Below are 26,316 nucleotides of genomic sequence, written 5' to 3'. Positions count from 1 at the left end.
AGCCGGCTCAATACTCCCGCTCATAAACGATGCCCGCTTCGCCGGCGCCATTACCGCCGGCGGCGCCGCGCAGTTTGACGCCGCGGCCAACATCGAGATTGATGATTGCCTTGGCGCCGACCGAGCCGCCCTGCTGAAGTTCAAAATAGGTGCGGTCGTTGAGGTAGCGGCCGACGCTGACGTTCGTCTGGCCCTTCTCGTCGGTGCTGACGTCGAAGTCGTCGACGCCGAGCTGGTTGCGCAGGCCTTCGAAAAGCGAGGTGGAGCGGTTGCCGGCCAGCTGGCTGACGGCATCGGCGAGCTGGGCGATCTGCACCGGAGAGAGCTTGGACATCGACTGGCCGAAGATCAGCTGCGCCAGCACCTCGTCCTGTGGCAGCTGCGGCGAGGAGGAAAAGGTGATCGAAGGATCGGTCGCGAGGCCGGCCACATCAACTGTCAGGGTCGTCGTGCCGGAGGTGGAGGTGGCTTCCATATCGAGCGCCGGCGTCAGGTCGCCGGCAAAGGTGATCCTGCTCTTGTCGGAGAAATCCAGACGGCGGTTGAGAATGGTCAGCCGGCCGCGACGCATGGTGAAGCCGCCGGTGACGACGGGTACCGCCGCCGTGCCGCGGATCGTCACGCGGCCGCCGAGCTCGGCATCGATGCCGCGGCCGCGCACGAAGATTTTCGAGGGCGCGTCGATTTCGAGATCGAGGGTGATGACCGAGGATTTCTCGCCGGTTTTCCGCTCGCCTTCATCCCGCAGCTGAGCGAGCACCGCGCGAGGCGCGTTCTTGTGCCGTATGTCGATTTCGCTGAGCGAGGTCGGCAATTTTTCCGGGACGGTGATCGAGGTCTTGTCCAGCCGCAGCTTGCCGCTCAGCGTCGCGCTCATGATCGGCCCGCGCAGGTTCACTGTGCCGTTGACGGTCGAGACGACGAGGGTTCCGTCGACATAGACCGCCTTGTCGAGCTTGATCGAGATGTCGGCGGGAAAGCCGCCGGCCGGTTGGATGCCGATGGCGCCGCTCGCCGAAATCGTGCCGCCGCTGCCAAGATTGCCGCTGAGACGCGATATTACGGCCTGGGTGCCATTGAAGGTCACGGTGGCTGCGAGATTGTTGACGGCAAGATTGCGTCTGACGTCGACGAGCTTGGCGCCATTTGTCGAGACCGTGCCGTTGATGACGGGCGCTGCGGCCGTTCCGCCGATCGCAAGGTCGACGGTGGCGACCCCGTCGGCGACCAGGCCCTGCTGCGCAAGCGGGGTGCCGAGCACCGCGAAAGGAACATTGCCGTTGAAGCGCAAGTCGAGAGCCCGGTTGCCTGATATCACGACACTGCCGCCGCCCTTGAGCGACATGCCGGCGTCACCGGCAAGACTGGCGTCGACGGTCAGCTTGTTGCCGGCCAGCTTTCCGGATGCCCTGATGCTGAGCGGCGAAAGACCGGCGCCCTTTGTCTGGCTCGTTGCGGCATTGTTCCAATCGACCTTGAAATCGATAGAGGGTGCCGACAGCCCGCCGGCAGCTTTTGCGGTCGCTGTGACCGCGCCCTCGGCTCCAAGACCGGGAACAAAACCGTTGGCGATGCCCGCCGGAACATTGGTGGCGTTTGCTGTGACGTCGATCGATCGGATCGACGTGCCGGCGATGGAGAGATTACCGGCGGCTTTCAGCGCAATGCCGCCGCTGCCGCTGAGCTTGGCATCAAAATCGAGCCGCTCGCCGGCGTATTTTCCTGTTGCGGCCAATGCCAGACGGGAGAGGCCGGCAGCCTTGGTGTGGCTGGTCGCGGCATCCTTCCAGTCAAGCTTGAAATCGACGATCGGATTAGCCGGCGTTCCGGAAGTCACGGCGCTTGCCGAAAGCGTGCCCTCGGCCCCGAGACCGGGAACAAACGCATTGGCGATATTTGCCGGCAGGGCAGGAATATCGGCATTGACCGAAAGGTCGCGGATGGCCGTTCCGGCAATCGTGACGCCCCCAGTTGCCTTGGCCAACACGCCGTCCGTGCCGGCGAGGTTGGCATCGAAATCGACCCTGTCATTGGCGAATTTGCCGGACGCCGCGGCGCTGAGACCAGAAAGGCCGCTGCTTCTGGTCTGGGCGGTCGCGGCGTTTTTCCAGTCGAGCTTGAAGTCGACGGCGGGCTTGGGAAGTGCGCCCGAGGCAGAGGCCGTTCCCGACACCGTGCCCTCCGCCGCAAGTCCGGGAACGAAGCCATTGGCAAGGGCCGCGGGCAGATTGGCGAGATCGGCCTTGACGTCAAGGTTGCGGACCGAGGCTCCCGATATCCCGACATTGCCCGCAGCTTTCAGCGAGAGGCCGTCCTTGCCGCCGAGATTGGCGTTGAAATCAAGCTTATTGTCAGCGAGGTGCCCCGATGCGGACAGTGCGAGGCCGGAAAGATGGGCGGTCCTGGTATGGCTGGTTGCGGCATCCGTCCAGTCGAGCTTGAAATCGGCCTTTGGTGCGGCGGGTGTGCCGGCCGCAGACATGGTGCCTGATATCGTGCCGGCGGCCGCCAGTTCGGGAACGAAGGCATTGGCTAGAGCGGCGGGGATCTTGGTGATCTCGGCATCAAGCTTCACGCTGTCGATCGCCGTGCCGGCGAGGGCGACGTTGCCCACGGCCTTCAGTGAGAGGCCTTGATCGCCCAGGGCTGCTGCGTTGAAATCCAGTCTGTTCGCGGCAAATTTTCCGGATGTGGTAATGCCGAGAGCGGCAAGCCCGGCACGCCTGGTGTGGCTCGTCGCAGCGTCTTTCCAATTGAGGTCAAAATCGGCGGTCGGCGCCGAAAGCGAACCTGCCGCCGAGATCTTTCCCGAGACTGAACCTTCGGCCGCGAGATCGGCGACGAAGCTGTTTGCAATGCCTGCCGGGATATTTGCCAGCGTCGCATCGACCTTGGCGGCGCCGACCGTCTTGCCGCTGACGGCGACATTGCCGTTTGCCTTGAGCAAAAGGCCGTCGGCGCCGCTGACCGCAGCGTCGAAATCGAGATTACTGTCGGTTAATTTGCCGGATGCCGTCACGCCAAGACCGGCAAGGCCGGCGCGTTTCGTGTGGCTCGTGACGGCATTTTGCCAATGGAGATCGAAATCGGCGATAGGGGCGGCAAGGGATCCGCTCGCCGAGACTGTTCCGGAGACAAGGCCTGCCGCCGCGAGATCGGGAACGAAACCGTTTGCCACGGCTGCGGGGATGTTGGCCAGTGTCGCGTCGATCCTGACACCTCCGATTGTCGTCCCGGTTATGCCGACATTGCCGTTTGCCTTGAGAGAGAGGCGCTCGGCGCCGCTGACCGCGGCGTCGAAATCGAGCGTGTTGTCGGCGATTTTGCCGGACGCGGTCAGATCAAGACCGGTAAGGCCGGCGCGCCTGGTATGGCTCGTCGCAGCACTTTTCCAGGCGAGAGCGAAATTGGCTGTCGGAGCCTTGAGGGAGCCGGTGGCGCGTACCTTTCCCGTGATCGCGCCTTCGGCGGCGAGATCGGGAACAAAACCATTGGCGACGCGAGCGGGCAGGCTGAGAATATCGGCGTTGATATCGAGCACCGGCGCCGCCGGATCGGCGAGCCCGACATTGCCGGCAGCCTTGAGCGAGAGGCCGTCGGCGCTGCCGATCGTCGTGTCGAAATCGAGCTTCTTGTCGGCAAATTTGCCGCCGGCGGTGATGCCGAGCGGCGCCAGCCCGGCACCCTTGGTCTGGCCTGTCGTTGCATCCTTCCAGTCAAGCTTGAAGTCGGCGATGGGCGCGGCCGGTGTTCCCGTCACGGCGATCGTTCCGGAGATCGTGCCGCCAGCCGAAAGGTTGGGCACGAAACCGTCGGCGAGTGCTGCCGGCAGCTCCTTGATGACGGCGTCGAGCTTCAGCATCTCGCCGGCGGAACCGGTTACGCTCACCGAACCGGCGCCTGTTTTCAGCGTCAGCCCGTTCAGGCTGACGACGCCGCCGGCGATTTTGACCTGCGTCGCTTCGGCAAGCTCGACCGGGATGTTGCGGGGGCTCGCCGAGAAGCGATCGAGGTTTACGTCGATCGTGCCATCCGCCGTCTGAATATTGCCGCCCGCCAGCACCGGATTGCCATCATAGGCGGCGTGGAGATCGAAGTCGGTCTGATTCTGCTGCTTGGTGAAAGCCAGCGAAAGGCCGGCGAGTCTGTTCGCGCCGGCACTCACCTCCTCAGCCCGGACCGTGCCGGTGGCTGCAAGCGCGCTGAGATCGCTGACCGTGACGTCGACCTCGGGTTTGACGATGGCGAGTGTATCGCGGCGAAGCGAAGCGCCAGTCGCCTGCAGCTTCAGGGTAATCCTGCCGCCGTCGCTGGCGACGCCGAGCGATCCCTTCAGATCGCCTTCGGCTTTCTGTCCGCCGAGGGCGGCCAACAGGCCGATATTGGGAAAATCGAAGGTGAATGCGCCTGACGGCGTCAGGGAGGGCGAAAATTCCAGACTGCCGGTCAGCCGGTTGCCGCCGATGTCGGCGGTCAGTGCCGGAACGCTCATCCCGCCGTTCTCCGAGCGGATATCGCCGTTGACGCCGATCGGCTGGCCGTCGATCGTGCCGGTCGCGGCAATCTTGCCCTGCGGCGCCCTGGGATCGGCGACGCCGGTGAGATCGACATTGAGGTTGGCCAGCCTGCGATCGGCCATCTGCAGGCTGGTGGCCTTGATATTGGCTGACACGGAGAGGGCCGGCAGTTCGCCCCCGACGCGCAATCCGTAAGCTGCTCCGCCGCTCGCGCCCGCCATCAGCTTGCCGACATCGGGCAGCCGGCCCGAGAGATCGGCGTTCAAAGTCGAGCCGTCGAGCGCGACATTGCCGGCGGCTTCGAGCGTTCCGGATTTGACGACGAGGTTGGTCAGCGCCAATTTCGACGGGACGGTGCCCGCCACCTGGCTTTCGAGCGAGATCGATGTGTCGAACCGGCTCGTCGCCGCAGCCGGCAGAGCCGCCGGTTCGACGGTCAGCTTGAGATTGCCGGTCAAAGCCCGGTCTGTCAGCCGATAGGAGCCGTTGAGGCTGCCGTTGATATTGGCGCTTTCGACGGTGGTGCCATTGAAACCGATGCTGCCGTCCGCGATCTGCAGCGGCGCGGCGATGGTGACGGGACCTTTGACCGCGCGGTTCAGGTTCGGCTCGGCAAAAGTCGCGTCGCCGGCGACGAGGCGCAGCTGGACGCTGCCGGAGCGGGCGGCAAGATTGAAGGCGTCGCTCTTTGCCGTCAGCTTGATGTTGCCGAGATCGGCCTGCGGCAGGGTCGCGCTGTCAAGCGAGCCGCTGACGCTCAGTCGCGCCGCCTGCGCGTCGCCGGTCAGCGCCAGATTGAGGCCGGATATCAGGAAGCGCGCTTCTCCCTCGGCGAGCGGCCAGCGGAAATCGACCGGCCCGGAGGGGCCGAGCAGGTTGGCGTTGAGGCTGTTGTTGCCGGCAGGATCAAGCGTGCCCGATGCGGCAATGACGACGCTGCCGGTGGCGACATTGCCCGTCTGGATATCGATCTTGCCATGATCGTTGAAGGTGGCGGCAAGATCGATGTTGGTCTGGCCGGCGAAAAGCGGCCGGAATGCTGCCGGCAGAAGCGAGCTCAGGTCACCGCCGCCCTTGAGGTCGAGATGGTGCAGCCCGTCGGCGGTGATCGCATGCCGGCCTTCGATTGCGGCCCGCTGTTGCCCGTCGAGCGCCGCCTGCAATTTGCCTTTCCAGTCGGATATCGGTCCCTGGCCGTCAAGGTCGATGTTGACGGCAGGACTATCGGGCAGGCCGAGGAAGCCTGCCAGCAGCCCGCCCTTCGGCTCGGCGAGCTTTGCCTTCAGTCGCAGCCGGTTTTCGGCCGGCGCATAGGCGATATCGGCGGTAAGCCGCGCATCCGGGACCGCATGACGGCTGACATTGACGATCGCTTCCCCGCCGTCGCCATCTGCCGAGAGGCTGCCTTCGGCGGCGAGCGCAAAGGCCCGCCCGGCAAAGGGTTCGGCAAGCTTGATATTGGGCAGCGCAACCTGGTCGACCTCGATCTTGATCGGCAGAGAGAAGCCGCCGGAATTTTCGGCGCCGGGCCGGGAGGGCAGGGTGCGCACCGGCTTGCGCAGCAGGTCGATCGCTTCGATCTCGAAGCGCTTGGCGTGGAAGGTTCCCGTCAGCAGCGCCAGCGGATTCCAGTCGATCGCCACGCCGTGGATCTCAGCAAAAACGCCCCGCGTGTCGGAGAGGGAGATTTCGGCCGCGCGGAGCCCGCCGGTCAACAGCCCTTCCGGTTCGCGCACCTCGATCGTCATGTCGCGATTGGAAAGCGTGGAGGCTATCTTCTCGGTGACGATGCGGGCGCCAAAGGAGGTGAAGCCGAAGATCGCAAGCGCTGCGACAGCGAGAATCAAGCCGGTGCCCACGACATAGCCGGTGAGCCGTATGATCCAGTTGACGATTTTTGCCAGCGTTTGCATCGGCGCGGACATTACCCCCGTTTTCATGACGGCTCACAGATCGGGCATGACAGCGGAATCGCAGTCCTAGAAGGACTGGCCGATGCCGGCGTAAATTCCATAATCTGTGCCATCTTCGTACTTGTTCAGCGGCACGGCAAAATCAAGCCGCAGCGGGCCGAAAGGTGTGGCGTATCGTATTCCGCCGCCGGCGCCGGCGCGGATATCGGAAAAACCAGGGAAGGTGCTGTCCGATACGGTGCCGACATCGACGAAGGGAACGAAGCCGATCGTATCGGTGATTTTGATGCGAGCCTCCAGCGACGCCGTGACATAGGAGCGGCCGCCGGTGGCGTCGCCATTGTCGTTGTAAGGCGAGATCTCCTGATAGCTGTAGCCGCGGACCGAACCACCGCCGCCGGCAAAGAAGCGTTGCGTGGCGGGAATGTCCTCGATCCCGCCGCCGCCTATCAACACACCGGCGGCGACCCTGCCGGCCATGACCAGGCGGTCCTCGGCACCGAATGGCAGATAGCCGGAGATCGAGCCCTCGAACGCCGCATAGGGCGTGGAATTGAAGATTTCGTAGCCGGGCTTTGCCGAAACTGTCGCGCGATAGCCTTCTGTCGGGTTGAACTTGTCGTCGCGGGCGTCGCGATCATATTGGATCGGCAAGGTGAAGGTCAGATAGTCATTGGTGCCGAAGGCGTCGTCGTCGCGCTCCCAGCTGACTTCGCCGCTGGCCGAGATCGTGTCCTTATCGGTCAGTTCGTAGGAAAGGCCGAGCGAGGCGGTGACGAGCGTCGCGTTGTAAGCGTCCGGATTCTGCGTCTTGGCGACGATGCCGGCCTTCAGGGTGGCGGCCGGAAAGAAGGCGCCGGGCTTGGTGAAGAGGATGCCGGCGGAATAGTCGAGGTCGCCGACATCGGTCGTTTCGCCGAGTCGCGAGACGGAGCCCTCGATCCTCAGCGTCTCGGCTTCGCCGAACAGGTTGCGGTGGCCCCAATAGCCCTGAACGCCGAGGCCGTCGGTGGTCGAATATTGCGCGCCGACGCCGAAATAGCGGCGCTTGCCTTCGGAAACCTCGATGGTCATCGGCAAGGTGCCGTCCGGCGCCAGCGCATCGCCTTCGTGAATGGTGACGCTTGAAAAGACACCGAGGGCACGCAGGCGCTCGCCGGCCTTCTTCAGCGTCTCCGGCGAGTAGGCCTCGCCTTTGTTCAGCCGGGAATAACGCTGGATGAAATCCGGCTTGACGGTTTTCTCGCCGGTGACGCCGACATCGCCGATCGGGGCGACAGGCCCGCCTTCGGCAGCAAGCACGATGTCGACCGTATCGCTTCTGTGATCGGCGACGACCTTGCGTTCGGTCAATTTGGCGAAGGGCCGGCCTTCGCTTTTCAACTGTTCGACAATCTTGTCGCCGGCCTTGATGATGGCGAGCGAGCCGGCCTCGGCGCCGGGGGCAAGGTCGTAATCGGCGGGATTGCGGTCCGCGGCGTCGCCGCCGAACTGCACCTCTCTGACCCTGAAGACGGGGCCGGGTGTTATATCGACGGTGACGGGGATCGGCCCGGAGCGGTCGAATGCCGGATTGGGCGGCAGGTCGTCGATATCCTTGCCATCGATGGTAATCGTGACCACACCGCCGTAACGTGCCTTTTCGTACAAGGCGGCAATCAGCCGCTCGCGGTCGTCACGCGCCTTGACGACGATACCGAGGTCGCCGGAGACGGGCTGCTTCTGGTCGCTGACAAGGCGGGAGCTGGTTTCGAGCGCTTCCCTAAGATCCGGATCGGCGGTGTCGGTCTTGAGGTCGACGTGATAGCGTACAGGATCGGGCACCTGTTCGCCTTCATCCTCCTCCTTGCCGAAGATGGTGATGCCGAAAAGCTTGAAGGCGTAGGCATCGCCGATCAGGACCGGTGAGAAAGCAGCTGCCGCTGCGACCACCATCATGGTGCCTGTTCGCCGATACGCAGTACCTGTTTTCGGACTTGTCCCTCTAATCCGCATCCGCTGCTTTTGGTTACGCCTACATGAAGCTTCGTTGCCCAGCCGTGAACAGCTTAGCGGCAAAATCGCGCACGGTGTACCATTTTAAATTGCCCACGCGCTAATTCAGTACAAAAAATCCCGGATGTGTGGCCGGGATTTCCTGTTTTTACCGTTCGTCAGCGTCCTCAGCGCGGACAAGCGTCGATGTAACGGCGGCCATAGCGGTCGCGATAGTAGCACTGGCCGGGCTGTTCCGCGACGCTGCCGATCAGGGCGCCCGACACGCCGCCGATGGCGGCACCGACCGCAGCACCTCGGACATCACCGGTGACTGCACCGCCAATGACGGCGCCGGATGCAGCACCGATGCCGGCGCCCTGTTGGGTCGGTGTGCAGCTTGCGACCGACAGGCCGATCAATGCGAGTATGACAGCTTTCTTCATTACTTTTCTCCTGGGTTGTCGCCCAATGGGCATAGGCCGTCCCTTTTGTTTCTTTGGCACGCTAGCTCGAAAACTATGTCGGAAGAAAGGGTTGTCCACCATTGCCCCGATTTTTTTGCAGCACGAGTGTCGTCGCGGCGCCTGTGGTTTTGCGATTTCCAGCGCGCTGCGCCCTATCAAACTCATCGATGATTACGCGCATATTTTTTATCTGGAATCATTCAAAGATCTGGGCCTTTTGCCGCAGTTGATGTTAAAGCAAAGGGTAAGCATTGACGCGCGGACGTCCGGTCGGCAAGAACGGCTGCGCGATACTGGAGCATATGATGGATTTCGAAGCATTTTTCAAAAACGAACTGGGCGGGCTTCATGCCGAGGGCCGTTACCGCGTTTTTGCCGATCTCGAGCGTCAGCGCGGCCACTTCCCGCGCGCCACCCGCCATACGGCCGATGGCGAAAAGGACGTCACGGTCTGGTGCTCCAACGACTATCTCGGCATGGGCCAGAACCCGAAGGTGATCGAGGCGATGAAGGCGGCCATCGACCACTGTGGCGCGGGTGCGGGAGGCACCCGGAATATTTCTGGCACCAACCACTATCACGTCCTGCTCGAGCGTGAACTCGCCGACCTGCACGGCAAGGAATCGGCACTGATCTTCACCTCCGGTTATGTCTCCAACTGGGCGGCGCTCGGCACGCTCGGCGCCAGGATCCCCGGCCTGATCATCTTCTCCGACGCGCTGAACCATGCCTCGATGATCGAGGGCATTCGTTATGCCAAGTGCGACAAGGTGATCTGGAAGCACAATGACGTCGCCGATCTCGAAGCCAAGCTGAAAGCCGCCGATCCGAAGGCGCCGAAGCTGATCGCCTTCGAGAGCGTCTATTCGATGGATGGCGACATCGCCCCGATCAAGGAGATTTGCGATCTCGCCGACCAATACGGGGCGATGACCTATCTCGACGAGGTGCATGGCGTCGGCATGTACGGCCCGCGCGGCGGCGGCATTGCCGAGCGCGAAGGGCTGATGGACCGGCTGACTGTCATCGAGGGCACGCTCGGCAAGGCCTTCGGGGTGATGGGCGGCTATATCGCCGCCTCGGCAGCGCTGTGCGATTTCATCCGCTCGTTTGCCTCCGGCTTCATCTTCACCACGGCGCTGCCGCCGGCCTTGGCCGCCGGTGCGGTCGCTTCGATCCAGCACCTGAAGGTCAGCCAGTTCGAGCGCGCCCGCCATCAGGACCGGGTGCGCAAGCTGCGCTCGCTGCTCGACCAGCGCGGCATTCCGCATATGCACAATCCCAGCCACATCGTGCCGGTGATGGTCGGCGATGCCGCCAAATGCAAATGGATCTCCGACCTGCTGCTCGACAATTGCGGCGTCTATGTCCAGCCGATCAACTATCCCACCGTGCCGAAGAAGACCGAGCGGCTGCGCATCACCCCGACGCCGCTGCATTCCGACGCCGATATCGCCCATCTCGTCGAAGCCCTGCACTCGCTCTGGTCGCGCTGCGCGCTGGCAAGGCACGTCGCCTGATTTTTCGATGATCGCTTCGCTTCAAACCGCCAATCGGGATCTCCGTCGGAGCTTCTGATTGGGCTGGTTCTGCGCCCAAGTTCCCGCCACAAATCCGCTATCGCCGCTGCGCCGATCCGGGCGGTCGATCCACACGGCAATCCGGTCGGGCCGACGCGGATCGACCTTCTCTGTATCTTCCTCGCAGTAGCCGTCTCTCCCCGCTGCCTCGCGAATTGTATGAGAAAACCTTTTCTCACTTGACAATGAAGCTGGTAAAAGCTTTTCTCAGGCCACTTCAGAAGGAGGAAGCTCTGAACCTAACGGGAGGAAAAAGAGGGAGGATCACCATCCACGAGGTGGCGTCGGCGGCCGGGGTGAGTATTTCGACGGCGTCGAAGGCGCTCAACGATACGGGCCGGATGGGGGCAGAAACGCGCGAGCGGGTGAAGCGGATCGCCGGCGAAATCGGCTACCGGCCGAATGCGCTGGCGAGAGGGCTGCTCAGCAAGCGCAGCTTCACCATCGGACTGCTGACGAACGACACGTACGGCCGTTTTACGCTGCCTGTGATGGCGGGCATTTCGGACGCCCTCGTCGACCATGGGGTTTCGGTTTTCCTCTGCGCCATCGAAGACGATCCGGCGCTCGCCCAGACCCATGTCGACGCGATGCTGGACAAGCAGGTCGACGGCATCATTGCCACCGGCAAGCGGCTGGACAAGCGCCTGCCCGTCGATCTGTCGAATTTGCATGTGCCCGTCGTTTACGCCTTCACGGAGGGGACGCAGAACAGCGTTACCTTCCGTTCGGACGACGAACAGGGCGCGAAACTGGCGGTTGAATGGCTCGCGATGATCGGGCGGCGGCGGATCGCGCATATCACCGGGCCGGAGGACTTCTTCTCGGTGCGGGAAAGGGCCGGTGCCTATCATCAGGTGGCAGGTCACCGTGAGCCGGTGCTCTACGGCGTGTGGTCGGAAAGCTGGGGCCATGAGGCGGTCGAACAGCTGTGGAGCAGGCCGGGCGAGAAGCCGGACGGGCTCTTCTGCGGCAACGACCAGATCGCTCGCGGCGCGGTCGACGCGCTGCGCGAGCGCGGTGTCAAGGTGCCGCAGGACGTCTCGGTCATCGGCTTCGACAACTGGGAGATCGTCGCGGCTCAGACGCGGCCGCCGTTGACGACGGTGGATATGGAGCTGAAAGAGCTCGGGCGGCAGGCCGGATTGACGGTGCTGGCGCTTGCGGAAGGCCGGCCCGTCGAGCCGGGTGTCAGGAAATTGCCGTGCCGGCTGATCGTCCGGCAGTCATGCGGGGGCAGAGCCCCCGGGGAGTGAAAGCAAGGGAATGAGCGAAGGCGCGAGGAGACGCGCCATATTGGGAGGAATGTCATGATCAAGCGTCTGTTGGCGGCGACCGGCATCGCTACCTTGTGCCTGGTGTCGGCTGCATCGGCTGCCGAGAACGTCGAAATGTGGGTCCGATCGGGGATTGGCGATGCCTTCAAGAAGGTCGTTGAAGCCTACAATTCCAGCCATGAGAACAAGGTCGTGATGACCGAAGTGCCGTTCTCCGAGCTGGTGCAGAAATATGCGACGGCAATCGCCGGCGGACAGGCGCCAGATGCCCTGTCGATGGACCTCATCTACAATCCTGCCTTTGCCGCGGCCGGCCAGCTGGAAGACCTGACGGATTGGGCGAAGTCGCTTCCCTATTTCAACTCACTTTCGCCGTCGCATGTCCGCCTCGGCACCTATCAGGACAAGGTTTACGGGCTGCCGCTTTCCGTCGAGACATCGGTCTTCGCCTGGAACAAGGATCTCTACAAGAAGGCCGGCCTCGACCCGGAAAAGGCGCCGGCGAACTGGGACGAAATCACCGCCAATGCGGAGAAGATCCGGGCTCTCGGTGACGATACCTACGGCTTCTATTTCTCCGGCGGCGGCTGCGGCGGCTGCATGATCTTCACCTTCACGCCGCTGGTCTGGGGCGCGGGCGCCGACATCCTGTCAGCCGACAGCAAGAAAGCGACGCTCGATACGCCTCAAATGCGCAAGGCCGTCGACGTCTACCGCAACATGGTCAAGAAGGATCTTGTGCCGGCGGGTGCGGCCAGCGACAACGGCACGAACTTCCTGACCTTCACCAACGGCAAGATCGGCCAACAAAGCCTTGGCGCCTTTGCCATCGGCACGCTGGTGACCCAGCATCCCGAGATCAATTTCGGCGTGACCCTCATTCCCGGCGTCGACGGCAAGCCTTCGTCCTTTGCCGGCGGCGACAACTTCGTCATCACCAAGGGAACGAAGAAGATCGACGAGGTGAAGGAGTTCCTCGAATATATCTATTCGATGGAAGGCCAGAAGATCATGGCGAAATATGGCAGCCTGCCGACACGCGGCGATATTGCCGACAAGGTGCTCGAGGGCCTCGACCCGCGCATGCAGATCGGCCTCAAGGCGATCAGTGTCGCCAAAACCCCTTATACACTGCAGTTCAACGACCTGATCAACAGCGCCAACGGTCCGTGGGCAAGCTTCACCAACGCGGCGATCTTCGGCGACGATGTCGACGGTGCGTTCTCCAGCGCCCAGTCGGAAATGCAGTCGATCATCGATAGCGGCCAGTAACTCTCCCGTGGCCGCGGCCGGGGAGCGGTGGCAGCTTCCCGGCCAATTTCCATAGACAGATGCGGAGCGTTTCGATGACCGGTTCCGGTTCCGACACCCTATTGCCTCGGCGAAAGCGACGGCGCAGATCGAACTGGCGCGGCCTTGCCTATATCGCGCCGGCCATGGCGCTGGTCATTGTCTTCTTCATCATGCCGGTTCTGTTCACCGGATGGATGAGCCTGCACAACTGGCCGCTGATGGGGGCGTCGCGCTGGATCGGCTTCAACAACTACTACCGCATGGTCAACGACACTCGCTTCATGACGGCGCTGAATTTCACCGCCTATTACACTGTCATCGTCACCATCGCGATCTTCGCCGTCGCCTTTCCGCTCGCCATCTTCGTCGAAAAGGAGCGGCAGTTCGTCAGCGCCTACCGCACCATCATCTTCCTGCCCGTCGTCGTCGGCCTTGCCACCGCCTCGCTGCTCTGGGTCTGGCTTGCCAATGTCGATAGCGGCTTCGTCGGCCCGGCTCTGAAGGCGCTCGGCGTCGTCGAAAAGAGCCCCAATCTGCTTGCGACCTTCGACACGGCGTTTCTGACAGTTGTGGTGATGGTCGTCTGGAAGATCGCCGGCTTCACCATGATCATTCTGCTGACCGGGCTGCAGGCCATTCCGTCCGAGCTGACGGAGGCGGCGCGCATCGACGGCGCCGGCCGCTGGCAGCGTTTCCGGCATCTGACGCTGCCGCTGATGCGTAAAACGATCGCGCTGGCGCTGATCGTCTCGGTCACCGGCTCGATCCTCGCCTTCGACCAGTTCTACATCATGACGGCCGGTGGACCGCAGAACAAGATGATCTCGGTCGTCTATTACATCTTCAACCAGTCCTTCGTTTCGTTCAATCTCGGTTACGGCGCAGCGCTTTCGATCGCGCTTCTCGCCATCCTGGTCGCCATCAGCATCGTGCAGCTCTGGCTGCTTCGCGTCGGGGAGGAGCGTCCATGATGACGTCGAAAGAGCGCCGCGCCCGCAAGGCCCTTCGCGTGAAGTCGGCCTATCATCTCACCGGCATCGCCATTTCGATCTTCTTTCTGGCGCCGTTCGTCATCACACTGCTCGCCTCCTTCCGGCAGGGCACGGAAGCCAGCCTGCCACCCTTGCCGCCCTGGCCGACATCTGGCATCAGCTTCGATGCCTATGCGCTGCTCGATACGTTCGGCGCCGGCATCTGGCGGCATATGATCAACTCGCTGTTCGTGTCGGTCGCCACCGTGGCGCTGACCGTTCTCGTCAGCCTGCTGGCCGGCTACGGCTTCTCGCGTTATCGCTTCCCGATGAAAAATGCGCTCTTCGTGCTGATCATCGCCACGCTGATGATCCCGTTCCAGTCGATCCTGACGCCGCTCTTCATCATCCTGGCAAAACTCGGCCTCAACAATTCGCTCGTCGGGCTGACGCTCGTCTATGTGACGCTGCAGCTGCCCTTCTCCGTCTTCATGATGCGCAACGCCTTTGACGCCGTGCCGAAGGAAATCGAAGAAGCCGCGCGCATCGACGGCGCCCGAGACCTCAGGCTCCTGGCGCGTGTTCTGCTGCCGCTGGTGCTGCCCGGTGTCGCGACGGTGGCGATCTTTGCCTTCCTCAATGCGTGGAACGAGTTCCTTGCCGCGCTCGTGCTGCTTTCCAGCAATGAGAAATACACCCTGCCGGTGCTGATGACGGCGGTCCGCGCCGGCCGCCTCGGCGGCATCAACTGGGGAGCGGTGCAGGCCGGCGTCATCGTCATGACGATCCCCTGCCTGATCGTTTTCCTGCTCCTGCAACGCTACTATATGCGCGGGCTGATGGCCGGCGCGGTGAAATGAGAGAAAGTCGAGCCCATGACCAAAGCAAGCAATGACCGCCAGTTCCGTCCCGTCGCCGTTCCCGATGTCGATCTCGGCGGGTTCTGGGGCAAATGGCAGGATGCCGTCTGCAATTCCACCGCCGAGACGCTGCTCGACCGCTGCGTCGAGGCCGGCATGCTCAAGGCGATCGATGTCAATCAGCCGAGCCCGGGCGTCGTCATTCCCATCCAGCCCTGGGGCGGGACCACGCAGATGTTCTGGGATTCCGATCTCGGCAAGTCGATCGAGACGATCGCCTATTCGCTTTATCGCCGGCCGAACCCGAAGCTCGAGGCACGCGCCGATGAGATCATCGACATGTATGAAAGGATGCAGGACAGGGACGGCTATCTGAACGCCTGGTTCCAGCGCGTCGAGCCATCCCGGCGCTGGACCAATCTGCGCGATCATCACGAGCTCTATTGCGCGGGCCATCTGATGGAAGCCGCGGTCGCCTATTACCAGGCGACCGGCAAGCGCAAGCTGCTCGATATCATGTGCCGCTACGCCGATTACATGATCAAGGTTTTCGGCCATGGCGAGGGGCAAATCGCCGGCTATTGCGGCCATGAGGAAGTCGAGCTGGCATTGGTCAAGCTTGCCCGCGTCACCGGCGAAAAGAAATATCTCGACCTCTCGAAATACTTCATCGACGAGCGCGGCACCGAGCCGCACTTCTTCACGGCGGAGGCCGCGCGCGATGGCCGGAGCGCTGCCGACTTCCATCAGAAGACCTATGAATATGGCCAGGCGCACCGGCCGGTCCGCGAACAGACGAAGGTCGTCGGCCATGCCGTGCGGGCCATGTACCTCTATTCCGGCATGGCTGATATTGCCACTGAATACAAGGACGACAGCCTGACGGCGGCGCTGGAAACGCTGTGGGACGATCTGACCACCAAGCAGATGTACATCACCGGGGGCATCGGCCCGGCCGCGTCCAATGAAGGCTTCACCGATTATTACGATCTGCCCAACGACACGGCCTATGCGGAAACCTGCGCCTCCGTCGGCCTGGTCTTCTGGGCGAGCCGCATGCTCGGACGTGGACCGGACCGCCGCTATGCCGACATCATGGAACAGGCGCTCTATAACGGCGCGCTGCCGGGTCTTTCCACAGACGGCAAGACTTTCTTCTATGACAATCCGCTGGAAAGTGCGGGCAAGCACCACCGTTGGAAATGGCACCATTGCCCCTGCTGCCCGCCAAACATCGCCCGTCTGGTGACGTCGATCGGATCATACATGTATGCAGTTGCCGATGATGAGATCGCCGTGCATCTCTACGGCGAAAGCACCGCCCGGCTGAAGCTTGCCAATGGCGCCGAGGTGGAGCTGGAGCAGGCCACCAATTATCCGTGGGACGGCGCAGTCGCCTTCACGGCCAGACTGGCAAAGCCGGCTCGGTTCGCGCTGTCGCTGCGCATTCCGGATTGGGCGGAGGGCGCAACCCTCAGCGTCAACAGGGCGATGCTCGACCTCAATGCCCATGTCCGCGACGGATATGCGAGGATCGACCGCGAATGGGCGGACGGTGATAAGGTGGCCCTTTACCTGCCGCTGGCGCTTCGCCCGCAATATGCCAATCCGAAAGTGCGCCAGGATGCCGGCCGCGTCGCCTTGATGCGCGGTCCGCTCGTCTATTGCGTTGAGACAACGGACAATGGCAAAGATCTCAACGCCATCGTTCTGCCCCGCGAACTCCCGGCTGCCGAAACCGTCGTGCTGAAGGACCTCAATGATGCCGTCGCCGTCGATCTCAAGGTCGAGCGTGAGGAAACATCGAATTGGGGCAATTCGCTCTACCGCAAGGCGCCGGCCGAAAGGCGGGCCGCCACCGCACGCTTCGTGCCCTATCATCTGTGGGACAACCGCGCGCCCGGAGAGATGCTCGTCTGGGTCCAGGCGGACAAGTAGGTCGTTTGGGATGACGAACGGTATGGGCAATAAGAGCGTCGTGCTCCAGGACGTGCGAAAAAGCTATGGCAATCTGCCGGTGGTTCACGGGATCGATCTGACGATCGATGAAGGCGAATTCGTCGTTTTCGTCGGACCGTCCGGCTGCGGAAAATCGACGCTGCTTCGCATGATCGCCGGCCTTGAGGACGTCACCGACGGCGAGATCGAGATCAAGGGACGCCTCGTCACCGATCTCGACCCATCCGAGCGCGGCATTGCGATGGTCTTTCAGTCCTACGCGCTCTACCCGCATATGAGCGTGCGGGACAATCTCGCTTTCGGCTTGAAGATGGCGCGCACTGAGGCCGCCGACATCGAGACGCGGGTCAAGGCGGCTTCTGCGATCCTGAAGATCGACCACCTTCTCGACCGGCGGCCCGGACAGCTTTCCGGCGGCCAGCGCCAGCGCGTGGCGATCGGCAGGGCGATCGTGCGCAAGCCTGATGTCTTCCTGTTCGACGAACCGCTGTCCAATCTCGATGCGGAGCTGCGCGTTTCCATGCGCATCGAGATCGCCCGCCTGCACCGCGAACTCGGCAACACGATGATTTATGTCACCCACGATCAGACCGAGGCGATGACGCTTGCCGACAAGATCGTCGTGTTGCGCGACGGCCGGGTCGAACAGGCCGGAACGCCGCGACAGATCTACGAAGATCCCGCCAATACCTTCGTGGCTGGCTTCATCGGTTCGCCGCGGATGAACCTACTGAACGCCCGCGCGGCCGAGCAGGGCCTGGTCGAGGTCGCCGGCGTCCGCATCGAAACCGCCCTGTCCTGCACGGGCCGGCCGGCCGGCGGCGCCGTGACGCTCGGTCTGCGGCCGGAGCATCTGAAGGTGGCGCCCGATCGGTCGGGTAGGCTGGTCGCCACGGTCGATTTCTCGGAGTATCTCGGGGGAACGCAATATCTCTACTGTCAACTCGGCGACGGCCAGTCGCTGACCGTCGAGCATCGTTCGCCGGTCAGCATCGCGGCCGGCGACGAAGTCAGCCTGCTGTTTGAGCCGGCTGATTGCCGGCTGTTCGACGAGGGCGGCCAGCGGCTGCGGTAATTGCAGCCGCTACAGCGCTCAAGGAGTTATGCAGTAGGCCTCAGCCGACGAGATCCAGTTTCATCAATTGCGAAGCCCGCTGCCGGGCCTGGCTGTCGGCGCTGAAAACATCGTCCATACCGGCAGCCGGCGGCAGGTGGGCCAGATCGTCCATGACCCTCTCGGTGATGTCGGCCATGGCGAGGAAGGACAGGCGTCCTTCGATGAAGGCCTCCAGCGACACTTCCTTGGCGCCGTTCAGCACAGCGCCCTGGACACCGCCGCGGGTCATCGCAAGACGCGCCAGCCGCAGCGCCGGGAACCGCACCTCATCGGGCGCCTCGAAATCGAGCCTTGCGAGCCTGGCGAAATCCAAGCGCTCGATCGGCAGGTTCGGCCGGCGCGGAAAGGACAGGGCATAACCGATGGCGGTGCGCATATCGGGCGCGCCGAGCTGGGCCAGGACAGAGCCATCGGTATAGCCGACCATCGAATGAACGATCGATTGCGGGTGGAGGATGACCTCGATCTGTTCGGGCGTCAGGCCGAACAGATGCCGGGCTTCGATCATTTCCAGCGCCTTGTTGAACATCGAGGCGCTGTCGATCGAAATCTTCAAGCCCATCGACCAGTTCGGATGGGCGCGTGCGGTTTCCACCGTCACATCGGCCATCTCCTTGAGCGACGCGGTGCGGAAGGGGCCGCCCGAGGCCGTCAGGATGACGCGTTCGACGGCGTGGCGCTGGTTCTCTTCCAGCACCTGGAATATCGCATTGTGCTCGCTGTCGACGGGAAGCAGCCTGCCGCCGCCTTCACGGATCGACTTGATGAAGAGATCGCCGGCCGAGACCAGGCATTCCTTGTTGGCAAGGGCGATATCGGCGCCGCGGCGTGCGGCGGCGAGTGTCGGCGCGAGGCCGGCCGTGCCGACGATTGCCGCCATCACCCAGTCGGCTTCGCGATCGGCGGCTTCCATAAGGCCTGATTTTCCAGACGCGACCGCGATGCCGCTGCCGAAAAGCGCGCTCTTCAGCGATTCGTAATGCCGGTCGCTCGCCGTCACCGCCAGTCGCGCGCCCCATGCCTTTGCCTGCCGGGCCAGCAATTCGACATTTCCGTTGCCCGTCAGCACGGAAATTTCGAAGTTGTCCCGTCCACCCAGGTGTTCGACGACATTCAGGGTGTTGCGGCCGATCGAGCCGGTCGAACCGAAGATGCTGAGGCGCCGCGGCGCGGTTTTGCCGGTCGTCATGTGGATTTTCGCGAAAATTTGTCTCGTAGGCTCAGGCTCTACTAGGGTTTGGAGGGTGCGGCAAGTGTGCGGTGCAGCAGATTTCGGCCATCAAGGGGTTTACAGAGCGGCGGCGAGATGTGATCGTGGCAGTAGGGAATCGTGAATCCCAGGCGGCCGCTTATGGTCGCATGGGTATCAAGGGCGTCACGGCGTCCATTGAACAGGCACTTGGCTGCCGCCGGCCGTTTCGGCCAAACATTAAATCGAGGATGGCATTGGGATGGACGGCTTGGCCGCGCTGCTTCCTCGCGTATTCGCCGTGCACATTTTTTCGGCATCGCGCCGTTCGGCGAGCAAGCTTGTCAAACGATCGGGTCACATGACGATATTCAAAATAGCCTGCATTCTTTTCACCATGCTGCCTTTTTCGCTCACCGCGGCTGCAAAGGCGGACGACCTGCTGATCTGGTCACCCGCCAAGCTTTCGGAGCGGTCGTACAAGGCGACGATGGGTTTTCGTCTGCCGGCGGAATGGGAAACCAGCGCTGGCGCCGACGTTGCACTGGCGGCGACGAAAGGCGGCGCGCCGCTGCCCGATTCCGAACAGGCGATGCTCTGGTGCAGAATCGTGAGAACGGACGTCACACCGGCAGGCCAATCACAGCAGGGGGTGAAGGTGAGCGTCGATACGCTGCGCGGCAGCGGTGCGCTGACGCTCAGCCGTTCGCGCAGCTGGATCCTGTCGGATTCGCTCGACATGCAATCGAGCCGCTCCGTCCGCATCGGTTACGATCCGGTCGATGCCCGGCAGGCCTCGGTCACGGCGTCGCAGGCGCTGAAGCTCATCCATCCCTGGACAGGAACCGCGCTTTCGGCCGGCGCCGGCCTCAGCAATGCGAGCGGCGACTTCTCCAGTTCGGTGGCCGTCAGTCAGGCGATCCTGCCGAACCTCAATCTCGATGCGTCGATGAACAATCCCTTTTCGGAAGACGAGGCTGGTAGCGTCAATCTGCGCTATCGCCTCAACTGGTAACACGGCTGAAACCAAAACCAACCGGCAGGCGTTTCCTTTCAAGGTTTGGCAGAGGAATAGGTCATGGTTTTCAAGGAGCAGACATTTCACGGGCTCGAGCCTGAAATGGAAGCGGAAATCGCCAATCGTGCGTCGGTCGAGGCGGCCGTCGCCAATGCACTGGCGATTGCCGGCGGCATCGATGCCTCCGATGTCGAGGTGACGATGGAAAGGGACCAGATCGTGCTCAGCGGCACGGTCGGCACAGTCGGTGAGATCGAACGGGCGACTGCAGTCGCCAAGGCGGTCGAGGGCGTGCAGAGCGTTCAGAACCAGATCCTCCTCGGTGGATTCTCCGTGGACGGCACGCATTAATGGTGAGGGTGCTCCGTCGCATTGGCAGGAGCGCATTCAGATAGGTCGTCCTGTCGCGGCTCGATGACGAGCCACGCTGTCTTATCAGTCGGCCTTTCTGGGGCCGGCGTTCAGTTGATCAACCTGCGAAGCGTTCGACGAGGAAAGACGAGCCGGCCGGCCGATCGGTCTTCGCCGTGGTCACCGGCCCCTGCAGCTGATAGGCGATGGTGAGAAGCAGAGCGCAGACCGCGACATAGGCGATTGCCAGAACAGTCATCTTGATAAGCATGGCGAATACTCCCATTTCGCCTTAAACGCGGCCGGATTTGCGAAGTTCCTTGCCGCGGAAACCAGATGAAAAAACCCGGCCGAAAGATCGGCCGGGCTTTGCCTTATCGGCAGATTCGGGTTTCCTTGATGACCGTATGACCGTGGCGGCGGATCCTTTCCGTCTTGGTGAAGCAATCGCGGGAAACGTAATGCCGCATGTTGTGGCGGTAGTAGGGGCTGTGGTGGCGGTAATAGGGGCGTTCCGAATCACGGTAATAATAGGGGCGCGCGTCATCCGTGGTGATGGTCAGACTTGCTGCCTGAGACGGCACGGCGGATAAAACGGACGCTGCGGCGAGCGTGCAGGCGAGGATGAGCTGTTTCATGACGAGCCTCTCTTTCTCAGTTGCTCACGGGGAGCAACTCGGTTGTCATGGTGTCAACTCACCGGAAGTGTCGCCGGTTCAATCACATAGCGTTACCGATTGTGTCAAAAGCAGAAACCTTTGCGGCCGCGCATCGTTAGCGCAGGGAACAGCCGGAGGCATCGATCATGGGATCGATTGCAAGGATCATCGCCATCGCCGCCGGGCTTGCGGGCGGCACGGTGTTTTCGCAGGCGCCGGAATTTGCCCGGCAATATCGCCAGCGAATCGGCGGAGCAATCGACGAGCTGCGCGTCATCGTCGAGGATTTCAACAGACAGGCGGCCGAGCACCATCTCGATCGCCAGCAGGCGTTGAACACCTATGCGCAATCTTCCGACGATTTCCTGCGCGATCGCGGCGTCTCGATGCAAAGCACGATCACACGCTACGAGACGCTGCAGTCGCAGCAGCTGAAACTCGGCACCGCTGCCCCCGTCGCCAAGCCGTTCGTGCTCATCGGGGAGCCGGATGATGTTGTTTTCGCCAATACCTGGCGGGATTTCGTGCCCGGCGTACCGGTCAGCTTCGCAGGCCTTGTATGGGGCGCGATCGGTTTTGTCGGCGCTTGGGTCGTTGCGGCGCTGCTCGGGTTTGGCGTGCGGCGGGTTGTGCGCGGCCGGCGAGCCTCTCCCCAGGTGCGATGAATCGACGCGGGAGCCAATGCGGTCGGCGCCGATTTGCAAGACGAGATCGATCAGTCTAACTACCCCGCAGCAAGCATGGAAGGCCGAAGAGAATGCAGACCATCTGGAAGAAGCCGGTGACGATCGCCCTTGAAGGTCCGGATCAATGGGTGGTGATACAAACCACGCAGGCTGCGACATGGGCGTTGATCGAAGACTGGCCGACAGACGAGGGCCCCGCCCTGGATCGGGCTTGTGCCGTATGCGCCGATGTCATCTCCGGAAAGCGAAGCCGGGAGGAGGCGCGACAGGCTTTCATCGAGGCTGCAATCGAGGCCGGAATTCCGATCAAGGTGTGAGGCAATGCCCGATCTGGTGCAGCGCTTAAAGACTGGTGATCCCGGCGCGATTCGAACGCGCGACCCCCAGATTAGGAATCTGGTGCTCTATCCTGCTGAGCTACGGGACCACTTGCACGCCATGCATACAAAAGGCTTGGCGTGAAGCCAAGCCTTAATTGTTGCCGAAGCATGTCGCGCAAAAATGTGCGACGGTTTTGCGCTAACGACATGCGCAAAAACATAGACCTAAAGCGCGAGGAGCAATCGGAAAGATCGCGACGCGCTTTAGAGACCCAGGCGCTGTTCGGCAAGGCGGACCCAATAGGAGATGCCGTGGGCGATGGCTTCGTCGTTGAAGTCGTAGGCCGGGTTGTGCAGGCCGGCGCTGTCGCCGTTGCCGATGAAGATGAAGGCACCGGGGCGGGCGTTCAGCATGTAGGAAAAATCCTCGCCTCCCATCATCGGATCGATTTCGGCGTTCACGTTTGCCTCGCCGGCAATGGCGCCGGCGATGGCGACAGCGTGCTCGGTCTCATCAGGATGGTTGACGGTGACGGGATAGTTGCGGTGGAAGCTGATCTCGGCTTCGGCGCCGTGGGCAGCAGCCACGCCCTCGACGATCTGCCGGAAGCGCGTTTCGGCAAGTGTGCGCATCCCGTCGTCCAACGTGCGGACCGTGCCTGCGAAGGTCGCATCGTTCGGAATGACGTTATGGGCGAAACCGGCATTGAATTTGGTCACCGAGACGACGACCGAGCTGATCGGATCAGCGGTGCGCGAAGCAATCATCTGCAGGTTGGTGACGATCTGCGCGCCGATGGCGATCGGATCGATCGTCCGGTGCGGTTGGGCGGCGTGGCCGCCGCGGCCCTTGATGGTGACGGTGAATTCGTCGGTTGCCGCCATGATCGCGCCCTTGCGGGTGGCGAACTGGCCGACGGGCAGGCCCGGCAGATTGTGCATGCCATAGACCTCTTCGATCTCGAAGCGCTCCATCATGCCGTCCTTGACCATCAGATTGCCGCCGCCGCCGCCTTCTTCGGCGGGCTGGAAGATGACGGCGATATTGCCGTTGAAATTGCGGGTCTCGGCCAGATATTTCGCGGCGCCGAGCAGCATGGCGGTATGGCCGTCATGGCCGCAGGCATGCATCTTGCCGGGCGTCTTCGAGGCCCAGGGTTTTCCCGTGATCTCGGTCAGCGGCAGGGCGTCCATGTCGGCGCGCAGGCCGATGGTGCGGCGGCCCTCGCCCTTGCCTTTGATCAGCCCGACGACGCCAGTGCGGCCGATACCGGTGACGATCTCGTCGACACCGAATTCCTTGAGCTTTTCGGCGACGAAGGCGGCCGTGTTTTCGACCGCGAAGAGGAGCTCGGGCCGGGCATGAATGTGGCGGCGCCATTCGGCGACTTCATCCTGCAATTCGGCGGCTCTATTCAAAATCGGCATGTTGGCGTTCCTGTTATCAAATCCCGACAATCTTTGATCGCTTCACAAGGGTGTGAGGCTTTGCAAATTACTTCGTCAATGACCTTTGCCATGTCATAGCCATATAGGCTAGATAGATGAAGGTTGCGAGATTTTCCGGACATCTGAAGGACGAACCGTGTCGACGAGCCACTCCCGTTTGTTTGCCGCCATGCGGCCGTTTCGTTTCACGATTGCCGCGACTGCCGCTTTTGTCGCCTCCGTTTCGCTCGTTCAGGCCAATCCGCATATTCTCGTCGACGTGCAGACAGGCCGCGTGCTCGAACACGAAGAGGCCTTCCGCAAGTGGTATCCGGCCTCGCTCACCAAGCTGATGACCGTCTATACCGTCTTCGATGCTATCCGCGCCGGTCAGATCAGCCTCGATACGCCCATCGTCATGAGCAAACGCGCCGCCGCACAGCCGGCCGCCAAGATGTATTTCAAGCCGGGGCAGAAGCTGACGCTCGATAGTGCCTTGAAGATCCTGATGGTGAAATCGGCCAACGACATCGCCGTCGCGGTCGCCGAGGCCGTCGGCGGTACGCAGGAAGGCTTCGTGACGCGAATGAACGGCGAGGCGTTGAAGCTCGGCATGACGGATTCGCATTTCGTCAATCCGAACGGCCTGCCGGGCAAAGGACAATATACGACGGCGCGTGACCTGGCGGTGCTGACGGTGGCGCTGCGCCGCGACTTTCCGCAATATGCCGGCTATTTCTCGCTGGAGGGTTTTACTACCGGCCAGCAGAATGTGCCGAATCTCAACATGCTGATCGGCCGTTTTGCCGGCGCGGACGGCATGAAGACCGGATTCATCTGCGCCTCGGGCTTCAACCAGATCGGTTCGGCGACACGCAACGGCCGTACCCTCGTCTCCGTCGTGCTCGGCACCGACAGTCTGGCGGCGCGTGCCGATGCAACGGCGAACCTGTTGCAGAAGGGCTTCACCACCCAGTTTCCCAGCAACGAGACGCTCGGTTCGCTGAAGCCTTACGGGCAGGGTCAGGATCAGGTGGCCGACATTAGCGCCGATATCTGCAGCGCCAAGGGCGCCAAGATACGCAGCGAAACGCGCGACGAGGTCGGCCGCATGAAGGTGCACTCGCCCTATATTCTGGAAATGGACCACGACCCGCAATTCGTCTTCGCCGGCCTCATTCCGGGGCAGGACCCACAGCCGTCTCAGCAGCCGGAAAACGTGGCGACCGGCGATACGGCCGGCGGCATCGCCAACGTGCCGGTGCCGCTGCCGCGCCCGACATCCTTCTAAACTGCCAAGGTCAAACGAGATGAGCGCCCTCAACGACAGGATTCCGGTCACCATCCTGACCGGCTTTCTCGGCGCCGGCAAATCGACGCTGCTCAACCGCATCCTCAAAGACCCCGCGATGAAGGATGCCGCCGTCATCATCAATGAATTCGGCGATGTCGGCATCGATCATCTGCTGGTCGAAAGCTCCGGCGATTCGATCATCGAACTCTCCGACGGCTGCCTGTGCTGCACCGTGCGCGGCGAACTTGTCGATACGCTGGCCAACCTGATGGACGCGGTGCAGACGGGGCGCGTCAAGCCGGTGAAGCGCGTCGTTATCGAAACGACCGGCCTTGCCGATCCTGCCCCGGTGATGCAGGCGATCATGGGCAATCCGGTCATTGCCACGAATTTCGAGCTCGACGGCGTCGTCACCGTCGTCGATGCGGTCAATGGGCTGCAGACGCTCGACAATCACGAGGAAGCGCGCAAGCAGGCGGCCGTCGCCGACCGGCTGATCGTCTCGAAGAAATCGATGGCCGGCGCAACGACCGGGCTGGAACAGCGCCTGCGGGCGCTCAATCCGCGCGCGGCGATGATGGATGCCGACAGCGCGGTCGCCGGCAGCGCCGAGGTGCTGGTGAACGGGCTCTACGATCCGGCGACGAAGATCGCCGATGTCGGCCGCTGGCTGCGCGATGAGGATGCGCACGAGGCGCAACACAGCCACGACCACGATCATGATGACGATCACCATCATGATCATGATCACGATCACGATCATGATCACCCTGGCGGTCACCACGGCCACCACCATCATGATCATCACGCGCACCAGCACGCCCACGACGTCAATCGGCACGATGCCTCGATCCGGTCTTTTTCGATCATCGAGGAAAAACCGATCGATCCGATGGCGCTCGAGATGTTCATCGATCTCCTGCGCTCGGCCCATGGCGAGAAGCTGCTGCGGATGAAGGCGATCGTTTCCGTCTCCGACCGGCCGGAACGGCCGTTGGTGCTGCACGGTGTCCAGAGCATCTTCCATCCGCCGGTGCGGCTTGCCGCCTGGCCGGATCCCAGCGACCGGCGCACGCGCATGGTGCTGATCACCAGGGGCCTGCCGGAAGCCTTCGTCAAGGATCTGTTCGACGCCTTCCTCGGCAAGCCGCGCGTCGACAGGCCGGATCGTGCGGCGCTGTCGGACAACCCGCTCGCCATTCCCGGCTTGAGAATTTAACGCTTGCGGATCAGGAAGCGGTGGCCGTCTTCGGTCTTTTCGGCCTCGACCAGTTCGTGGCCGTCCTCATTGCAGAAATGCGGCATGTCGATCACAGCCATCGGATCGGTGGTGTCGACGCGAATGAGGGCGCCGCTTGCCATGGCGGCAAGCTTCTTGCGTGTCTTCATCACAGGAAGTGGGCATTTCAAGCCGCGAAGATCGTAGAGAACGGGGTTCAAGCC

At 62.5% G+C, this 26,316-nt stretch carries 21 protein-coding genes and 1 tRNA gene; 13 read left to right on the top strand and 9 right to left on the bottom strand.

The genetic code is table 11. The features are described from left to right. Positions 1 to 7: 7 nt before the first annotated feature. The 3 genes from J2J99_RS20405 to J2J99_RS20395 form a co-directional block, all read right to left on the bottom strand. Positions 8 to 6,430: a translocation/assembly module TamB domain-containing protein gene (locus J2J99_RS20405; RefSeq protein ID WP_168296723.1), complete on the bottom strand. Its 6,423-nt coding sequence runs from the start codon at positions 6,428 to 6,430 to the stop codon at positions 8 to 10. 66 nt (positions 6,431 to 6,496) lie between these two features. Continuing rightward, positions 6,497 to 8,425, bottom strand: a complete 1,929-nt coding sequence (locus J2J99_RS20400; protein WP_205918805.1) for an autotransporter assembly complex protein TamA — start codon at positions 8,423 to 8,425, stop codon at positions 6,497 to 6,499. A gap of 167 nt (positions 8,426 to 8,592) precedes the next feature. Beyond that, positions 8,593 to 8,850 (bottom strand): YMGG-like glycine zipper-containing protein, encoded by a 258-nt coding sequence (locus tag J2J99_RS20395; RefSeq protein WP_168296635.1) that lies wholly within the window; start codon positions 8,848 to 8,850, stop codon positions 8,593 to 8,595. 326 nt (positions 8,851 to 9,176) lie between these two features. Here J2J99_RS20395 and hemA point away from each other — a divergent pair, with 326 nt between their 5' ends. The 7 genes from hemA (at position 9,177) to J2J99_RS20360 (ending at position 17,886) form a co-directional block, all read left to right on the top strand. Further along, positions 9,177 to 10,391 (top strand): 5-aminolevulinate synthase, encoded by a 1,215-nt coding sequence (hemA, locus tag J2J99_RS20390; protein WP_168296724.1) that lies wholly within the window; start codon positions 9,177 to 9,179, stop codon positions 10,389 to 10,391. Between the two features lie 338 nt (positions 10,392 to 10,729). After that, entirely contained in the window at positions 10,730 to 11,707 is a 978-nt protein-coding gene (locus J2J99_RS20385; protein ID WP_168296636.1) for a LacI family DNA-binding transcriptional regulator, read from the top strand. A gap of 54 nt (positions 11,708 to 11,761) precedes the next feature. After that, positions 11,762 to 13,000, top strand: a complete 1,239-nt coding sequence (locus J2J99_RS20380; protein WP_168296637.1) for an ABC transporter substrate-binding protein — start codon at positions 11,762 to 11,764, stop codon at positions 12,998 to 13,000. 74 nt (positions 13,001 to 13,074) lie between these two features. Continuing rightward, positions 13,075 to 13,992, top strand: a complete 918-nt coding sequence (locus tag J2J99_RS20375; RefSeq protein WP_168296638.1) for a carbohydrate ABC transporter permease — start codon at positions 13,075 to 13,077, stop codon at positions 13,990 to 13,992. Beyond that, positions 13,989 to 14,852: a carbohydrate ABC transporter permease gene (locus J2J99_RS20370; RefSeq protein WP_168296639.1), complete on the top strand. Its 864-nt coding sequence runs from the start codon at positions 13,989 to 13,991 to the stop codon at positions 14,850 to 14,852. Before J2J99_RS20375 ends, J2J99_RS20370 begins: the two co-directional genes overlap by 4 nt. Before the next feature lie 15 nt (positions 14,853 to 14,867). Then, the gene (locus J2J99_RS20365) at positions 14,868 to 16,790 is read left to right on the top strand and encodes a glycoside hydrolase family 127 protein (protein WP_168296640.1); all 1,923 of its coding nucleotides are present in this window, start codon (positions 14,868 to 14,870) and stop codon (positions 16,788 to 16,790) included. A gap of 10 nt (positions 16,791 to 16,800) precedes the next feature. Then, positions 16,801 to 17,886 carry an ABC transporter ATP-binding protein gene (locus tag J2J99_RS20360; protein WP_168296641.1) on the top strand — a complete coding sequence of 362 codons (1,086 nt, stop codon included), beginning with the start codon at positions 16,801 to 16,803 and terminating at the stop codon, positions 17,884 to 17,886. A gap of 40 nt (positions 17,887 to 17,926) precedes the next feature. Here J2J99_RS20360 and dxr read toward each other — a convergent pair whose 3' ends face one another. Next, the gene (gene dxr / locus J2J99_RS20355) at positions 17,927 to 19,117 is read right to left on the bottom strand and encodes a 1-deoxy-D-xylulose-5-phosphate reductoisomerase (protein ID WP_168296642.1); all 1,191 of its coding nucleotides are present in this window, start codon (positions 19,115 to 19,117) and stop codon (positions 17,927 to 17,929) included. A 361-nt stretch (positions 19,118 to 19,478) separates the two neighbouring features. On the opposite strand from dxr, the gene J2J99_RS20350 reads away from it, so the two are divergent. Next, a complete protein-coding gene (locus J2J99_RS20350; RefSeq protein ID WP_168296643.1) occupies positions 19,479 to 20,132 on the top strand; it encodes a hypothetical protein in 654 nt (217 codons plus the stop codon). Positions 20,133 to 20,195: 63 nt separating this feature from the next. Further along, a complete protein-coding gene (locus J2J99_RS20345) occupies positions 20,196 to 20,486 on the top strand; it encodes a BON domain-containing protein (protein WP_168296644.1) in 291 nt (96 codons plus the stop codon). A 118-nt stretch (positions 20,487 to 20,604) separates the two neighbouring features. On the opposite strand, the gene J2J99_RS20340 is transcribed toward J2J99_RS20345, so the two are convergent. Next, entirely contained in the window at positions 20,605 to 20,757 is a 153-nt protein-coding gene (locus J2J99_RS20340; protein ID WP_010023044.1) for a hypothetical protein, read from the bottom strand. A gap of 103 nt (positions 20,758 to 20,860) precedes the next feature. Next, positions 20,861 to 21,124, bottom strand: coding sequence for a hypothetical protein (locus tag J2J99_RS20335; protein WP_168296645.1), 264 nt, complete (start codon positions 21,122 to 21,124; stop codon positions 20,861 to 20,863). Between the two features lie 167 nt (positions 21,125 to 21,291). Here J2J99_RS20335 and J2J99_RS20330 point away from each other — a divergent pair, with 167 nt between their 5' ends. Continuing rightward, positions 21,292 to 21,810: a DUF2937 family protein gene (locus J2J99_RS20330; RefSeq protein ID WP_168296646.1), complete on the top strand. Its 519-nt coding sequence runs from the start codon at positions 21,292 to 21,294 to the stop codon at positions 21,808 to 21,810. A 92-nt stretch (positions 21,811 to 21,902) separates the two neighbouring features. Then, positions 21,903 to 22,148 carry a DUF982 domain-containing protein gene (locus tag J2J99_RS20325; RefSeq protein WP_004679623.1) on the top strand — a complete coding sequence of 82 codons (246 nt, stop codon included), beginning with the start codon at positions 21,903 to 21,905 and terminating at the stop codon, positions 22,146 to 22,148. Positions 22,149 to 22,181: 33 nt separating this feature from the next. Here J2J99_RS20325 and J2J99_RS20320 read toward each other — a convergent pair. Continuing rightward, a tRNA-Arg gene (locus J2J99_RS20320) sits at positions 22,182 to 22,258 on the bottom strand. Positions 22,259 to 22,415: 157 nt separating this feature from the next. Then, positions 22,416 to 23,579 carry a M20 aminoacylase family protein gene (locus J2J99_RS20315; RefSeq protein ID WP_168296647.1) on the bottom strand — a complete coding sequence of 388 codons (1,164 nt, stop codon included), beginning with the start codon at positions 23,577 to 23,579 and terminating at the stop codon, positions 22,416 to 22,418. A gap of 157 nt (positions 23,580 to 23,736) precedes the next feature. Here J2J99_RS20315 and J2J99_RS20310 point away from each other — a divergent pair, with 157 nt between their 5' ends. Both J2J99_RS20310 and J2J99_RS20305 read left to right on the top strand, forming a co-directional pair. Beyond that, positions 23,737 to 24,870 carry a D-alanyl-D-alanine carboxypeptidase family protein gene (locus J2J99_RS20310; protein WP_168296648.1) on the top strand — a complete coding sequence of 378 codons (1,134 nt, stop codon included), beginning with the start codon at positions 23,737 to 23,739 and terminating at the stop codon, positions 24,868 to 24,870. A gap of 19 nt (positions 24,871 to 24,889) precedes the next feature. Next, on the top strand, positions 24,890 to 26,092 hold the full coding sequence (locus J2J99_RS20305; protein ID WP_168296649.1) for a CobW family GTP-binding protein: 1,203 nt from the start codon (positions 24,890 to 24,892) through the stop codon (positions 26,090 to 26,092). Here J2J99_RS20305 and J2J99_RS20300 read toward each other — a convergent pair. Next, positions 26,089 to 26,313, bottom strand: a complete 225-nt coding sequence (locus J2J99_RS20300) for a sulfurtransferase TusA family protein (RefSeq protein ID WP_168296650.1) — start codon at positions 26,311 to 26,313, stop codon at positions 26,089 to 26,091. The two genes, J2J99_RS20305 and J2J99_RS20300, sit on opposite strands and share 4 nt — an antisense overlap. Positions 26,314 to 26,316 lie beyond the last annotated feature (3 nt).

It is taken from the genome of Rhizobium binae, assembly GCF_017357225.1.
Classification (GTDB): domain Bacteria; phylum Pseudomonadota; class Alphaproteobacteria; order Rhizobiales; family Rhizobiaceae; genus Rhizobium; species Rhizobium binae.
The sequence above is the reverse complement of the archived record's forward strand: the minus strand, read 5'-3'. Positions and strand labels throughout refer to the sequence as shown.